Below are 14,612 nucleotides of genomic sequence, written 5' to 3'. Positions count from 1 at the left end.
GCCGATGCCCACCCGTGCCGTCCTGCGCCGCACCGTCCTGGCCTGCTGTCTGCTTCCGGTCCTGACGGCCGGGCTGTCGGCGGCGGAGCGCTTCGAACCGTCCGGCATGAGCCTGCGCGACCGCGCCCGGGCCGAATTCGGCGACGGCGCTGATCGGGCCCCGGCCGGGACCCCGGCTGGCTCCGGCACCCCGGCCCCAGCCGGGCCCCCAGCGGATGTCGACATGCCGGATCTCGCGCGAAACCCGGCTATCGTCGGCGATCCGGACCTTGCGGGACAGCCGGCCCTGGCAGGCCCCTCGCGGGGGACCGGCACCCTGACGCCGGACTGGCGACCCTATCGCAGCGAGCGGCACGGCTTCGCCTTCGACTATCCGGCCGGGCTCTTCGTCGCCGGAACGGCGCTGCCCGACGGGGCCGGCGAGACGCTGGCCTCCGCCGACGGCACCCTGCGGCTTTCCGCCTTCGCCCTGCCGGATCCGGCCGGGCGCCCGCTCACCGCCGTCGCCGCCGACTATCTGCGCGAGGCCGGCAGCCCGCCGGTCGGCTACCGGCGCCTGACCCGCAACGGCCATCTGGTGATTTCCGGCAACCGCGGCGACGAGGTCTTCTACCTGCGCCTGGCGCGCGGCCGCGACGGCGTGCACGGCGTCGAACTGCGCTACCCGCGCCGCGACGAGCGGCGCTACGACGCCCTCGTCACGCGCGTCTCGCTGAGCTTTCGCCCGGGTTGGTGAGGGTCGCGGCCCGGATTGTCCGGCGGCGGGAACGTTCCGGCCCGTTCGCGGGTTGACCTCAGAGAGGCGCCGGCCCGTGCCGGCCGCCGGAACCCGGAGGGACACCCCATGCAGATCAAGCCCCGCACGATTCGCAAGGACGAGGTCGAACAGGTGCCGCTCAAGGAGAAGCCCAAGATGGAAGACACCAAGGCCCGCGAGGACAAGCGCCTCGACGAGGGCATCGAGGAGAGCTTCCCGGGCAGCGATCCCGTCTCGGTGAAGATCACCAAGATCTGACGATGCCGGACGGGACGGCGCAGGGAGACGGAAGCGCCGACCGTCCGCGGCCCGCAGTCATCCGGTCGAGATCCGGCAGCTTAGGCCGATGATTCTGCAAGCGTTTCCAAATCTACCCCCTCATCCGGCCTTCGGCCACCTTCTCCCCCCTTGAGGGGAGAAGGGGAAGGAGTCGCGGGCTCGGCCGGGCCGCTTTCCGCAATTCCCCCCGCGCGTTATCCCCTTCGCCCCCCAAGGGGGGAGAAGGTGCCCGAAGGGCGGATGAGGGGGGCGATCGCGCGTCAATATGCCGGGTTGGCCGTCCGGCCGCCGGCCTGCCGATCCGGGCCACCGGTCTGTCGCAAGGCTGCGGCATCCAGGCCCCTCATCCGGCCTGCGGCCACCTTCCCCCCTTTGCAGGGGGCGAAGGGGAAGGAGCCGCGGGAGCGGCACAATCGATTTCTCCAATCCCTCAACGCGTTATCCCCTTCTCCGCCCAAGGGGGACAACGGGAAAGAGCCGTGGGGCAGGCTGGGTCGAACTCCTCAACCCCATGCGCTGCAAACGATTTGGGGCGTGGGCCGATTGCGGCGGTCGGCCGGCTTTGCTCTATTTCGGGTCGAACCAGTCGTTTCTGTCGCGCGGAACCGGCCCATGATCCTACGGCTCGTCTTGATCTGCGTTCTGTTCGCGCTCTCGATCGGTGGCGCGCGCGCCGAGACGCGGGTGGCTCTGGTGATCGGCAACGGCGCCTACAGATTTGTCGAACCGCTCCGGAATCCACCCCGGGACGCCGCGGCCATCGCCAAGCTGCTGGCGGGGGCCGGGTTCGACGTCACGTTCCATTCCGATCTCGATCGACGGCGGATGCGCGACGCGCTCAGGCAATTCGCGTCGAAGGCGGAGCGGGCCGATGTCGCGCTCGTCTACTTCGCCGGTCACGGCATGGAGGTCGGCGGCGGCAACTGGCTGATCCCGACCGACGCCGCCCTGGCGTCGAGCGCCGATGTCGAGGACGAGGCGCTCGGCCTGCAGCGGGTCCGCGATGCGGTTGCCGGTGCCGGGCGGCTCAGGGTCGTGATCCTCGATGCCTGCCGCGACAATCCCTTCGTGAAGCGGATGACGGTCTCCCGCCGCTCGGTCGTCCCGGGCCGCGGTCTCGGTCGCGTCGAAGCCGACGCCGCCGAGGTGATCGCCTTTTCGGCCGCGGAGGGCAAGACCGCCGGGGACGGCCAGGGGGAGAACAGCCCCTATGCGAGCGCGCTGATGAAACGGCTGGTCGAGCCCGGTGTCGACGTGCGGCGCCTGTTCGGCTTCGTCTATGACGATGTCCGCCGCGCCACCGCGGCGGAGCCCACCGGCCCGCAGGAGCCAGCCGTCTACTTCCCGCGCATGGGCGGCGAGGATGTCGTGCTGGTCGAGAAGTCAGCTGCGACCAACGCCACCACCACCACGATGGTTGCGACCACGACGACCGGCAATCCGCCCCCCGCCCAAACCCCCGACCTGGATGCCTTGGCGCAGGGCGACTTCCAGATCGCCGCGCGGATCGCCACCGTGGAGGCCTGGGATGCCTTCCTTGAACGGCATGGGACGGGCCGCTACGCCGTCTGGGCGCGCGCCGAACGCGGCAAGCTTGCCGCCGTTCTTCCGACCGGCCGGCCGGAGGGGCCAGCAGGCCAGCCAGAGGGGCCGGTAGGCAAGCCGGATCGTCCCGCGTCCGGCAGGGTTGAAGAGACATGCGGCAAGGTGTGGCAAAGGCTCGCCGGTCCACCCGCAACGCTGTCGGCCTTCGACGAGAGTTGCCTGAGGCCAGGCGACGAATTCCGCGAATGCGACGTATGCCCGGTCATGGTGGTCCTGCCGACCGGCCGCTTCCGGATGGGTTCGCCGCCGACCGAGGCGGGCCGGCACGACGACGAGGGACCGCAGCGGGTCATTCCGATCCATCGGCCGTTCGCCGTCTCCAAGTTCCCGATCACGGTCCGGCAGTTCCAGTCCTTCGGCATCATCGGCAACTATCAGTCGAAGACGAATTGCCAGAAGGTCGGCGGCACCTGGACGCAGTTCGTCGACAAGATCTCGGATCCGGTCACCTGCGTGTCCTGGTTCGATGCCAAAGCCTATACCGAGTGGCTGACCCGGCATTCGGGGCAGCACTACCGCCTGCCGAGCGAAGCGGAATGGGAATATGCCGCACGCGGGGTCACGGACGAATCCGCCCCGTCGCGACGCTATGCGCATGGCGACGACGAAAAATCGCTCTGCCGCTATGCCAATGTCTACGACCTTTCGGCGAAACGGGCGTTCAAGGCCACTGCTGCCAGTATCGAATGCGACGACGGCTATCCGGGCGTGTCTCCAGTCGGCAAGTTCGCGCCCAACGCCTTCGGCCTCTATGACATGCAGGGCAATGTCTATCAGTGGGTGGCGGACTGTTACAGTGCGTTGACCTATTCGGTTCCGATTGCCGATGTGTCCGCGCACGATTTTGCGAACTGCGGGAACCGGGTCGCGCGCGGAGGGTCTTGGGGCAAAGGCGGCGTCGACATGAGGGTGGCGTCCCGGGCCACGACAGCTCCCGCCACGGCCGCGATCACCATCGGTTTCCGGGTCGTCCGGCCGCTCCAGCGAACGCCGTAGCGCTCACGCCGCCCCATAGCCTCCGGAAGTCGGCGTCACCACCGTGATCGCCTCGCCGGGCTCCAGCACGGTCTGTCCGCAGCCGCCGAGATCCTCGGTCGAACCGTCCAGGCGGCGCACCGTGTTGGAGCCGAGTTCGCCGGGGCCGCCGCCGGCCATGCCGAAGGGATGGACCCGGCGGTGGCCGGAGAGGACCGCGCAGTCCATCCGTTCCAGGAAGCGGATCGTGCGCCGCGTGCCGTCGCCGCCCGGATGCGCGCCGCGCCCGCCCGAACCGCGGCGGACGACGAATTCCTCCAGCACGACCGGAAAGCGCGTCTCCAGGATCTCCGGATCGGTCAGGCGCGAATTGGTCATGTGGACATGGACTGCATGGGCGCCGTCCCAGGTCGGGCCGGCCGGGGCGCCGGAGCAGATGGTCTCGTAATACTGGTAGCGGTCGTTGCCGAAGGTCAGGTTGTTCATGGTGCCTTGGCTGCACGACATGGCGCCGAGCGCGCCGAACAGCGCGTTGGTGACCGCCTGGCTGACCTCGACATTGCCGGCCACGACCGCCGCCGGATAGCGCGGGCTGAGCATGGTCGCCTCCGGCACGACGATGTCGATCGGCCGCAGGCAGCCGGCATTCATCGGGATGGCATCGTCGACCATGACCCGGAAGACGTAGAGCACCGCCGCGCGCGTGACCGGGGCGGGGGCGTTGAAGTTGTCGTCGCGCTGCGCCGAAGTGCCGGTGAAGTCGACGGTCGCGCGCCGTGCCGCACGGTCGACCGTGATGCGCACCTTGATGACGCAGCCCTGGTCCATCTCCAACTCGAAGGCGCCGTCGGCGAGCCGGTCGAGCACCCGGCGCACGCTCTCCGCCGCATTGTCCTGGACATGGCCCATATAGGCCTCGACCACGTCGAGCCCGAAATGGGCGATCATCTTGCGCAGTTCCGCCAGGCCCTTGGCGTTGGCGGCGATCTGCGCCTTCAGGTCGTTGACGTTCTGCACGACGTTGCGGACCGGGTAGGGGCCGCCGGTCAGGAGTTCGACCAACTCCGCCTCGCGGAAGCGGCCTTCCTCGACGAGCTTGAAATTGTCGATATAGACGCCTTCCTCCTCAATCCGGGTCGCGCGCGGCGACATGGAGCCGGGCGCGATGCCGCCGACATCGGCGTGATGGCCGCGGCTCGCCACCCAGAACTGGATGCGCTCGCCCGCCGCGTCGAAGACCGGCGTGCAGACGGTGATGTCGGGCAGATGCGTGCCGCCGTTGTAGGGCGCGTTCAGGGCGAAGACGTCGCCCGGCCGGATCACCGGGTTCTGGCGGATGACCGTCTCGACCGAGCGGTCCATCGAGCCGAGATGCACCGGCATGTGCGGCGCGTTGGCGACCAGCGCGCCGTCGCGGTCGAATACCGCGCAGGAGAAGTCGAGCCGCTCCTTGATGTTGACCGAATAGGCGGTGTTCTGCAGCGTGACGCCCATCTGCTCGGCGATCGACATGAAGAGATTGTTGAAGATCTCCAGCATCACCGGATCGGCCGTGGTGCCGACCGCAGCGCGGTGGACCATCGCCTCGGTCCGGTCGAGCACCAGATGGTCGCGGGCCGTCAGGCGCGCGCGCCAGCCGTCCTCAACCACGATGGTCTGGTTCGGCTCGATGATGATCGCCGGTCCCGGGATCGCATGGCCGGGGGCGAGCCGGTCGCGGGTGAAGACGCCGGCCTCGCGCCAGCGGCCGCGGCTGAAGAAGCGCGTCCGCCGCGCCGGCTCGGGCGCACCCGTGGCGGTCTCGGGCCGCTCCGGCTCGACGAAGCGGGCCGCCCCGCCGATCGCCTCGACCGAGACTGCGTCGACCACCATCGGCTTGTCGGCATCGACGAAGCCGAAGCGGGCCTTGTGGGCGGTGAGAAAAGCCTCGCGCATGGCCGGGCGATGGTCGGCGACGATCCGACCGCCGGCCACGTCATAGGCGGCGACCTCCAGCGCCGTGTCGGTGCCCTGATAGCGGATATGGGCGCGGACATGGGTCGTGACCTCGTCGGCCGGTACGCCCTGGCCGTCGAGTTCCTGCCGGCAGACCGTGCCGAGCGCCTCGCCCAAAGTCTCGATGGCCGCGTCCGAACCCTCGAGCGCCGCGCCGAGCGCCTGCACCCGCGTGGCGCGGATGTCGGCGAGGCCCATGCCGTAGGCGGAGAGCAGGCCAGAGAGCGGATGGATCAGCACGCGCGTCATGCCGAGCGCGTCGGCGACCAGGCAGGCATGCTGGCCGCCGGCGCCGCCGAAGCAGTTGAGGACGTAGCCGGTCACGTCGTAGCCGCGCTGCACCGAGATGCGCTTGATCGCCTCGGCCATGTTGGCGATAGCGATCTGGATGAAACCGTCGGCGACCTCCTCGGCGCTGCGTCCGTCGCCGACCTGCGCCGCCAACGCCGCGAAGCGGTCGCGCACCGTCTCGGCATCGAGCGGCCGGTCCTGGCCGGGGCCGAAAATGGCCGGGAAATAGTCCGGGATCAGCTTGCCGACCATGACGTTGGCGTCGGTCACCGCGAGCGGGCCGCCGCGCCGGTAGCAGGCCGGACCCGGATTGGCGCCGGCCGAATCCGGCCCGACCCGGAAGCGGGCGCCGTCGAAATGCAGGATCGAACCACCGCCCGCCGCCACCGTGTGGATCAGCATCATCGGCGCCCGGATGCGCACGCCGGCGACCTCGGTGTCGAAGGCGCGCTCATAGGCGCCGTCATAATGGGCAACGTCGGTCGAGGTGCCGCCCATGTCGAAGCCGATGACGCGCTCGAAGCCGGCCGACCGGCCGGTCTCGGCGAGGCCGACCACGCCGCCCGCCGGCCCGGACAGGATCGCGTCCTTGCCCTGGAACAGGTTGGCGGCGGTCAGCCCGCCCGACGACATCATGAACATCAGCCGCGCGCCCGAGCGCTCGACATCGAGCTCCTCGGCGACCTGGCCGACATAGCGGGCGAGGATCGGCGACAGATAGGCGTCGACCACGGTCGTGTCGCCGCGCCCGACCAGCTTGATCAGCGGCGAGACCTCGTGGCCAACCGAGACCTGCGCGAAGCCGAGTTCGCGGGCGAGGGCGGCGAGCGCCTTCTCGTGGGCGGTGTGCCGCCAGGCATGCATCAGCGAGATGGCGACCGCATCGAAGCCGTCGGCGCGGGCCGCCGTCAGCGCAGCGCGGGCGCCGGCGAGATCGAGCGGCCGTTCCACGGTGCCGTCGGCCAGCACGCGCTCGTCGACCTCGACGACGCGCTCGTAGAGCTGCTCGGGCTTGATGATCGCCTTGGCGAAGATGTCCGGGCGGTCCTGGTAGGCGATCTCCAGGCTGTCGCGGAAGCCGCGCGTGGTGACGAACAGCGTGCGGTCACCCTTGCGCTCCAGGAGCGCGTTGGTGGCGACCGTCGTGCCCATGCGCACCTCGCCGACCAGGCCGGCCGGGATCGGCGCCCCGGCGGCGAGCCCGAGATGGGCGCGGATGCCGGCCACCGCCGCATCCCGGTAGGCTTCGGGGTTTTCGGACAGCAGCTTGAGGGCATGGATCTTGCCAGCCGGATCGCGCCCGATCACGTCCGTGAAGGTGCCGCCGCGATCGATCCAGAAGTCCCAAACTTTCGCCATAACCAGCCTCGAGCCATTCGATTTGAAAACGACGATAACTTGTCGAGATTTTGTTGACAAGACGGCAGGCCGATGGAACAGTCCGGTCAGGGTCCGGACGCCACGCGGCAGGCCGGAATCTTTGACGGAGGACATCGTGAAATCAGTCTTCGCCAGCCTCATCGCCGGCCTCGTCGCCGTATCGCTCTCCGGCGCCGCCTCGGCGCAGACCGTCAAGTGGGACATGCCGACGCCCTATCCGGACGGCAACTTCCACACCGCCAACAACCGCCTGTTCGTCGACGAGGTCGGCAAGGCGACCGGCGGCCGGCTCGCCATCACGGTCCATTCGAACGCGTCGCTGCTGAAGCTGCCCGAGATCAAGCGCGGCGTGCAGACCGGCACGGTTCAGATCGGCGAACTGCTCGTCTCCACCCTCGGCAACGAGGATGCGATCTTCGCCTTCGATTCCATCCCGGGCCTGGCCACCAGCTACGCGCAGGCCAAGAAGCTCTATGCCATCGCCAAGCCGGCGCTTTCCGCCCGGCTGGAGAAGCAGGGCATGATCCTGCTCTACTCGGTCGCCTGGCCGCCGCAGGGTGTCTATGCCAAGAAGGACATGGCCGCGCTGGCCGACCTGAAAGGCCTGAAGTTCCGCTCCTACAATCCGGCCACCGCCCGCTTCGCCCAGTTGCTCGGCGCCTCGCCGGTGACCGTCCAGCAGGCCGAACTGCCGCAGGCCTTCCGCGCCGGCCTCGCCGAGGCGATGATCTCGTCGGGCGCCACCGGCGTCGACACCCAGGCCTGGGACTACCTTTCCAACTACTACGACACGCAGGCCTTCCTGCCGCAGAACATCGTCTTCGCCAACAAGGCCGCCTTCGACGCCCTGTCCGAGGCCGACCGCAAGGCGGTGCTGGCGGCGGCGGCGGCTGCCGAGGCGCGCGGATGGGCCGAGTCCGAGAAGCTCAACGAGGGCTTCAAGAAGACCATGGCCGAGAAGGGCATGAAGGTCGGCGCGCCGACCGCCACGATGGCGGCGGAACTGACCAAGATCGGCGAGACCATGGCGACCGAATGGGCCGACAAGGCCGGTCCGGACGGCAAGGCCATCATCGAGGCCTTCAAGAAGTGATCCGCAAGGGCCGGGGCGGCGACGCTCCGGCCCTTTTCCCGTCCGACCGCCGCATCCGTCCGGGAGCCCCGCCGCCGTGACCTCGTCGCCCCTCAACCCCCTCTACCGGCTGATGGAAATCCTTTCCGGTCTCGCTCTGATCGGCATCGGGTGCATCATCCTGGCCGATGTCGGCCTGCGTCTGGTCGCCAGCCAGGTACCGGCCTCGGACGACTTCTCCGGCTACGGCCTGGTCGCGGTCCTGTTTCTCGGGCTGGCCCCGGCCTATCGGCGCGGCGAGCACATTCGCGTCGGCCTGATCATCGACCGGATCGGCGGACCGGTCCGCCACGGGCTCGAGACCGTTCTGCTCGCGGCCGCCATGGTGGCGATCGGTTGGGCCACCTTCTGGTGCGGCCGCATGGCCTTCGATTCCTGGCGCTTCCACGATGTCGCCTCGGGTCTGGTCGCCGTTCCGCTCTGGATCCCGCAGCTCTCCATGGTCGTCGGCCTTGCCGTGTTTGCCGTCGCGCTGGCGGAAGATCTCCTGCGCGCGCTCAAGGGCGGCACGCCGTCCCATCTCGCCCATGCGGCTGCCTCGGCGGAAGACGCGCCGACCTTCGAACGCTGAGGAGCGATCGCCATGGAACCCACCACGCTTGCGATCCTCCTCACCGTCTGCCTGTTCGCCTTCCTGGGCAGCGGGCTGTGGATCGGCATGGCGCTCGCCGCCGTCGGCTTCGTCGCCATCGAGAGCTTCACGACGCGGCCGTCCGGGCTGATGTTCGCCACTTCGACCTGGGGGGCGAACAATTCCTGGTCGCTGACGGCGCTGCCGATGTTCATCTGGATGGGCGAGATCCTGTTCCGCTCGCGGCTGGCCGAGGACATGTTCAAGGGCCTCGCCCCCTGGATGCAGCGGCTGCCGGGCCGGCTGCTGCACACCAACGTCTACGGCTGCGGCATCTTCGCGGCGATTTCCGGCTCCTCCGCCGCCACGGCGGCGACGATCGGCAAGATGACCATCCCGGAACTGCGCCGGCGCGGCTATGACGACTTCATGGTGGTCGGTTCGCTCGCCGGCTCGGGCACTCTCGGCCTGCTGATCCCGCCCTCGATCATCATGATCGTCTACGGCGTCGCCGCGCAGGTCTCGATCGCGCGCCTGTTCATCGCCGGCGTCGTCCCCGGCATCGTCCTGATGCTGATCTTCTCCGGCATCGTGATGGTCTATGCCTGGACGCAGCCGGCGCGCATCCCGCCCGCCGACGCGCCGATGAGCTTCATGCAGAAGCTCGACCGGTCGCGCCGCCTGATCCCGACCGTCCTTCTGATCGTGCTGGTGCTCGGCTCGATCTATGGCGGCTACGCCACGCCGACCGAATCCGCCGTGCTCGGCGTGGTCGGCTCGCTGGTCCTGGCGCTGGCCACGGGCGGGCTGACCACCGAGACCTTCTGGCAGAGCGTCACCGGGGCGGTGCGTACCTCCTGCATGATCGGCCTGATCCTGACCGGCGCCGCCTTCATGTCGACCGCGATGGGACTGACCGGCCTGCCGCGCCTCTTCGCCGACTGGATCAGCCATATGCAGCTCAGCCAGGGCGCGCTGATCGCGGCGCTGACCGTCGTCTTCATCGTCATGGGCTGCTTCATCGACGGCATCTCGATGGTGGTGCTGACCACCTCGGTGATCCTGCCGGCCGTGCAGGCGGCGGGCATCGACCTGCTGTGGTTCGGCATCTTCATCGTGCTGGTCGTCGAGATGGCGCAGATCACGCCGCCGGTCGGGTTCAACCTCTACGTCCTGCAGTCGCTGGCGCGGAAGAACATGGGCTATGTCGCGCTGGCCGCGCTGCCCTTCTTCGTCGGCATGATCGCCATGGTCGTGCTCGTCACCGTCGCGCCGGGCCTGGTCACCTGGCTGCCCGAACAGATGCTCGGAGCGAAGTGATGGCGGCGGACGACGACCGGCCGGACCGGAACGACACGCCGCTTGGAGGAGACGCTGCAACTCCGCGCGGTGCGGCGGATAGGGCGCGGGCGCGGCACACGGCCGTCGGCCCGATCGTCTCCTCCGGCCATCTCGCCGCCGGGGCCATGCCGGCCCTGTCGGAGATCGAGTTCGGCATGGTCATGTATATCCATGCCTTCAACCGCTGGATCGTGCGCTGCATGGCGGCGGCGGGCGTGCCGGACCTCTCGCCGCTCGACGTCCTGGTGCTGCACAACGTCAATCACCGGGCCAAGGCCAAGACGCTGTCCGACATCTGCCTCGTCCTCAATATCGAGGACACCCACACGGTCGCCTACGCGCTGAAGAAGCTGGAGCGGCTGAAGCTCGTCAAGAGCGGCCGGCGCGGCAAGGAGAAGCTTGCCGCCATCACGCCGGCCGGGGAAGCGGCCTGCCGGAAATATGCGGAGATCCGGGAGGCGCTGCTGGTCGATTCGGTGCTGTCGACCGGCGTCGAGGGTGCCGCGCTCAGCGAGGTCGCCCGCCGCATCCGCTCGCTCAGCGGCCATTACGACCAAGCTGCCCGTGCCGCCGCCTCGCTGTGACGGCGGCCCGGACGCGGCCCGTCACTTTGAGAGCCGCAACTGCGACAGCGAGGTTCCGATCGACTGGAACGTCGAAATGATCTGATCCGACGACGTCAGCATGAAATATTTCGACGTGTCGGTGGCGCAATCCTGCAGCAGCGTCGATACGCCGTCGGTGCCGGAGGTGTCGACCTGGACCGTATAGAGGACGATCCCGGCGGCCTTGACGTTGGTGCATGTCTTCTTCTGGCGAGCGTCGATGCTCGACTGTTTGCTCGACCAGCGGTTCTCGGTATTCAGACCGTCGGTAAAGAGAACGATCGCATCGGTATATTTGTACCTGGAATCCTTGCTCGGAATCGCCAGCGGCCCCTTGGTCAGCGACGAGAAGCCCCATTGCAGGCCGATGCCCTGGTTGGTGTTGCCGTTCGGCGTCATCTCGTCGACCTTGCTGTTCAGCGAGGTCCAGTTGTTCGAGAGCGCCATCACGGCAGCAGGGCAGTCCGAATACTGCTCGGCCGGGTAGAGCGTGCCCGAGGTCGCGCTATCCGGCGCGGTGTCCTTGGTGTCGTAGTCCTGGTCGCGGTCCATGACGCAGCCGTTCCAGGTGCTATGGCTTGCCGTGTTCCAAACATAGTAACCGCTGCGACCTGACTTGACCCAGGTCCAAGTGCCGTTTTCCGATTCCCACTCGGTCCAGCGGATCCAGGAAGCATCCACATTGCCGGTGCCGACATTCACGTCGCGGGCGAAGGGGATGATCGAGACATAGACATCCTCGGTACTGGTCGCCGCGGCCTTCAACTGCGTTAGCAGGGTCTTGGTCGCCGACTTCAGCGCCGTCATCTTGCCGGACTTGCTCATCGAGCCGGTATTGTCGAGCACCAGCGCGACACGAAGCCGGGTCGAGCCCCAGGTCGCGGTCGACGAGGTCGAGAAGGTCAGGTCGTCGATGCCGAGCAGGCCGAGGAAGGTCGTCTTGACCGAGCCGGTGCCGGTCACCGTCACCGACTTGTCGCCGGCGCTGCCGCTCACGAGCGTGGCCGAGACGGTGATCCCGGTCACGTCTTTCGACGTGTAGGTGCTGTTGAAATAGGCCAGGACCGCGGCCTGAACCTGCGCCTCGGTCATGTTGCCGGCATCCTTGGCGACCGCCAGTGCGGCAGCATCGAGCACGTTCTGCATGTCTCCGCGCGCATTGGTGACGACGCCGAAATCCAGCATGCCGCCGAGCATGGCGAGCACCGGGACGGTCAGCAGCGCGAAACTGCTGGTCAGCGAACCGCGCCTGTCCTGCGCGAGGCGGAGAAAGGAATCGGGAACGGACCGGATCATGAGACAACGCAACTGGTTTGAGACCGCACCATGGCGCACTATCCGGCCGACAAGCGAAATCGCCGTTAATCCGATCCGTACAATTTTAATCAAGCCGATGTTTTTGACGGCGGCCCCGGCGCGGGATGTGTTGAGACCGGATGCGGTGGCCTGCTGCCGATTTCACGGACACCGAGTTTAGGTGTCATGATGGAACAGGAGGCATCGGATGGTACGCAGACGTTTCAGCAGAATGTCCAAGTTGGAGGCGGTGAGGCTGGTGCGGGAGCGTGGCGTCAGCGTCGCGCAGGCAGCGCGGGATCTCGACGTGTTCGACGACCGGCTACGGATCTTGAGCCAATGCGTTGGCAACCCTCGATAGGGTACCTGCATGCTGATAAATTTTTCAAATACGGTGAAATGACCCAATAGGAAGAGGCTAATCAGGCTGCTACCCAGGATCAACAATTAGATCGAACCTGTGGATATGGCCCGCCCCAGGCAGATATTCCGAGATTTGTCGTCTACCCTGCCCGAAACTTAAAATTGTGAGAAGAGGGACCAATCAATGAGCTTCCAGCGGAGGGTGGTGGAATGGCTACGTGCCTGTTTTCCAACGAGTTCGGTCAACGACCAGCAGGAACGTATGCACAGATTTCTTGAAGAGTCTCTTGAGTTGGCTCAAGCGGCAGGGTGTAGCAAGCGCGAGGCCCTGGAACTCGTCGATTATGTTTTCGCGCGCGAAGTCGGGAATCGACGCCAAGAAGTGGGAGGAGTGATGGTCACATTAGCTGGCCTGTGCCACGCGATGCAAATCGATCTTGATGAGGCAGCAGAGGCTGAACTGGATCGAAACTGGCGCCGTATTGAACTGATCCGTGCAAAGCAAGCGAACAGGCGGCCGAACTCAGCGCTGCCGCAATAGAACTACGATTGACACGAGCTGGTCATTCGAGACATCGAGTCGATGGTCATCATTTCATTTGAGACGATCGAGCTTCAAAAGCGCTGTTGCGAGTACGCGACCGCGGTAGATGCCTATGGCCATTTGGACGGCGTTGCGCTCATTACGTTGATCGCAGACATCGAAGCCGCTGAAAATTGCCAAGAGGTGATCGACATATATGGCCCGGAAGCCCAGGTTTCAGGGGACGGCACTATGTCGCTCGACTTCGGCTCCGGTCTGCGAGCAATCTTTATGCCGGTGGGAAACCGATTCGCCCTCGACGCCGAGGGCGCTATAGAATGGCAGACCGTGTCACGACTGAAGCTAACCAGCATAGAGAGGCCCAGCTGATGGATTCCCAGTCCAATGCTGACTGGTTCTCGAAACCCGGCGACAGCGTGCGGGTCTTAATGAAGCGGCGTGGACTGACGCCTGCCGAGGTCGCGGGTTCGTTGACCGACGGTCTAAACACGCTGAGATCAATTCTCGATGGAACTTGTGCGATCGACGAGGGCATAGCTAGCGCTCTGGCGAGCAAGCTAGGTGCAAGCAAGGAATTCTGGTTGCGCCGTCAAGCAAACTTCGATGCAGCTCTGGATCGAGCTATTGAAGTAGTTGCCAGAACCGAATGCGACGAGTGGCTAAGTTTGGTCCCTTCACCTTCGGGCCGCAATCAGCAAAGAAGAATGTCGGACATTCAACTCCGTCAGGAACTCCGCAATCGCCTCGTTTTCTTCAACGTTCCTAGGATGGATGCATGGGAGCGTCGCTACGGGAATACTATAGGTGCAACTCGCTTTAGGTCATCACAGGCGTTTGCTTCTAAGCAAGATGCCACATTGTTGTGGCTCCGGCGCGGAGAAATGGAAGCGGAACTCGCAGATACTAACAAGTGGAACCCTGAAGAACTAAGGTCGTGTTTAGATAGCATTCGAAAACTGACCCAGGTCAGCCACCCTCGACGGTTTCTTCCGCTTCTAAAGTCTGCTCTGGCAAAAGCTGGAGTTGCGTTAGTTGTCGTAAAAGCTCCTCCGGGCTGCCGTGCTAGCGGCGCAACTCGTATGGTGTCTGCAGACAAAGCAATGCTGCTTATGAGCTTTCGGCATCGTGCCGATGATCAGTTTTGGTTTACGCTCTTCCATGAGCTTGGGCATCTTTTACTACATCAAGGCGGCACATTTATTGATAGCGAAGATTTACCGGGTGATGAGGAAATTGAGCGCCAAGCAAACGCTTTTGCAAGTTCTTGTATAATTCCCTTGCCTATGTCTGAGCAACTAGAGGAACTGTCGGCATCAAAAAATGCAGTGGTTAGATTCAGTGTATCTTTAGGGATCGCCCCGGGGCTTACAGTGGGGCAGATGCAGCATCGGGGCGTTATCGGTCACCACCAACTTAACTACTTGAAGCGTCATTGGGCCTGGGAAGAAATCGAGCCTATACTTGTCTAAGGTTAGTGA

General features: G+C 66.0%; 12 protein-coding genes and 1 pseudogene. 11 read left to right on the top strand and 2 right to left on the bottom strand.

What is annotated here, in order from left to right; genetic code table 11:
* The first annotated feature begins 4 nt into the window (after positions 1-4).
* The 3 genes from KL771_RS13160 (at position 5) to KL771_RS13150 (ending at position 3,637) form a co-directional block, all read left to right on the top strand.
* On the top strand, positions 5-736 hold the full coding sequence (locus tag KL771_RS13160; protein WP_261969016.1) for a hypothetical protein: 732 nt from the start codon (positions 5-7) through the stop codon (positions 734-736).
* Between the two features lie 108 nt (positions 737-844).
* Complete coding sequence (locus KL771_RS13155; RefSeq protein ID WP_261969015.1) at positions 845-1,015, top strand: hypothetical protein; 171 nt, start codon at positions 845-847, stop codon at positions 1,013-1,015.
* Positions 1,016-1,408: 393 nt separating this feature from the next.
* Positions 1,409-3,637, top strand: a complete 2,229-nt coding sequence (locus KL771_RS13150) for an SUMF1/EgtB/PvdO family nonheme iron enzyme (protein WP_261969014.1) — start codon at positions 1,409-1,411, stop codon at positions 3,635-3,637.
* 3 nt (positions 3,638-3,640) lie between these two features.
* Here KL771_RS13150 and KL771_RS13145 read toward each other — a convergent pair whose 3' ends face one another.
* A complete protein-coding gene (locus KL771_RS13145) occupies positions 3,641-7,261 on the bottom strand; it encodes a hydantoinase B/oxoprolinase family protein (RefSeq protein WP_261969013.1) in 3,621 nt (1,206 codons plus the stop codon).
* A gap of 136 nt (positions 7,262-7,397) precedes the next feature.
* Here KL771_RS13145 and KL771_RS13140 point away from each other — a divergent pair, with 136 nt between their 5' ends.
* The 4 genes from KL771_RS13140 (at position 7,398) to KL771_RS13125 (ending at position 10,910) form a co-directional block, all read left to right on the top strand.
* Positions 7,398-8,375 (top strand): TRAP transporter substrate-binding protein, encoded by a 978-nt coding sequence (locus KL771_RS13140; RefSeq protein ID WP_261969012.1) that lies wholly within the window; start codon positions 7,398-7,400, stop codon positions 8,373-8,375.
* Between the two features lie 76 nt (positions 8,376-8,451).
* Positions 8,452-8,985, top strand: a complete 534-nt coding sequence (locus tag KL771_RS13135; RefSeq protein ID WP_261969011.1) for a TRAP transporter small permease — start codon at positions 8,452-8,454, stop codon at positions 8,983-8,985.
* 12 nt (positions 8,986-8,997) lie between these two features.
* Positions 8,998-10,305 carry a TRAP transporter large permease gene (locus KL771_RS13130; RefSeq protein WP_261969010.1) on the top strand — a complete coding sequence of 436 codons (1,308 nt, stop codon included), beginning with the start codon at positions 8,998-9,000 and terminating at the stop codon, positions 10,303-10,305.
* Positions 10,305-10,910: a winged helix DNA-binding protein gene (locus KL771_RS13125; RefSeq protein ID WP_261969009.1), complete on the top strand. Its 606-nt coding sequence runs from the start codon at positions 10,305-10,307 to the stop codon at positions 10,908-10,910. The genes KL771_RS13130 and KL771_RS13125 overlap by 1 nt, the downstream gene beginning before the upstream one ends.
* A gap of 21 nt (positions 10,911-10,931) precedes the next feature.
* Here KL771_RS13125 and KL771_RS13120 read toward each other — a convergent pair whose 3' ends face one another.
* Positions 10,932-12,227, bottom strand: coding sequence for a VWA domain-containing protein (locus KL771_RS13120; RefSeq protein WP_261969008.1), 1,296 nt, complete (start codon positions 12,225-12,227; stop codon positions 10,932-10,934).
* Between the two features lie 208 nt (positions 12,228-12,435).
* On the opposite strand from KL771_RS13120, the pseudogene KL771_RS13115 reads away from it, so the two are divergent.
* The 4 genes and pseudogenes from KL771_RS13115 to KL771_RS13100 form a co-directional block, all read left to right on the top strand.
* A pseudogene (locus KL771_RS13115) lies at positions 12,436-12,555 on the top strand (transposase); the annotation flags it as partial.
* Between the two features lie 219 nt (positions 12,556-12,774).
* Complete coding sequence (locus KL771_RS13110) at positions 12,775-13,131, top strand: hypothetical protein (RefSeq protein ID WP_261969007.1); 357 nt, start codon at positions 12,775-12,777, stop codon at positions 13,129-13,131.
* A gap of 42 nt (positions 13,132-13,173) precedes the next feature.
* On the top strand, positions 13,174-13,503 hold the full coding sequence (locus KL771_RS13105; protein WP_261969006.1) for a hypothetical protein: 330 nt from the start codon (positions 13,174-13,176) through the stop codon (positions 13,501-13,503).
* Positions 13,503-14,603, top strand: coding sequence for an ImmA/IrrE family metallo-endopeptidase (locus KL771_RS13100; RefSeq protein WP_261969005.1), 1,101 nt, complete (start codon positions 13,503-13,505; stop codon positions 14,601-14,603). Before KL771_RS13105 ends, KL771_RS13100 begins: the two co-directional genes overlap by 1 nt.
* Positions 14,604-14,612 lie beyond the last annotated feature (9 nt).

Origin of the sequence: Prosthecodimorpha staleyi, assembly GCF_018729455.1 — a bacterium.
Taxonomy (GTDB): domain Bacteria; phylum Pseudomonadota; class Alphaproteobacteria; order Rhizobiales; family Ancalomicrobiaceae; genus Prosthecodimorpha; species Prosthecodimorpha staleyi.
The sequence above is the reverse complement of the archived record's forward strand: the minus strand, read 5'-3'. Positions and strand labels throughout refer to the sequence as shown.

Excerpts from the sequence above, each read along its gene's own strand:
- KL771_RS13160 (WP_261969016.1), top strand. The coding sequence starts at position 5 with ATGCCCACCCGTGCCGTCCTGCGCCGCACCGTCCTGGCCTGCTGTCTG.
- KL771_RS13155 (WP_261969015.1), top strand. The coding sequence starts at position 845 with ATGCAGATCAAGCCCCGCACGATTCGCAAGGACGAGGTCGAACAGGTG.
- KL771_RS13145 (WP_261969013.1), bottom strand. The coding sequence starts at position 7,261 with ATGGCGAAAGTTTGGGACTTCTGGATCGATCGCGGCGGCACCTTCACG.
- KL771_RS13130 (WP_261969010.1), top strand. The coding sequence starts at position 8,998 with ATGGAACCCACCACGCTTGCGATCCTCCTCACCGTCTGCCTGTTCGCC.
- KL771_RS13125 (WP_261969009.1), top strand. The coding sequence starts at position 10,305 with ATGGCGGCGGACGACGACCGGCCGGACCGGAACGACACGCCGCTTGGA.
- KL771_RS13120 (WP_261969008.1), bottom strand. The coding sequence starts at position 12,227 with ATGATCCGGTCCGTTCCCGATTCCTTTCTCCGCCTCGCGCAGGACAGG.
- KL771_RS13110 (WP_261969007.1), top strand. The coding sequence starts at position 12,775 with ATGAGCTTCCAGCGGAGGGTGGTGGAATGGCTACGTGCCTGTTTTCCA.
- KL771_RS13105 (WP_261969006.1), top strand. The coding sequence starts at position 13,174 with ATGGTCATCATTTCATTTGAGACGATCGAGCTTCAAAAGCGCTGTTGC.
- KL771_RS13100 (WP_261969005.1), top strand. The coding sequence starts at position 13,503 with ATGGATTCCCAGTCCAATGCTGACTGGTTCTCGAAACCCGGCGACAGC.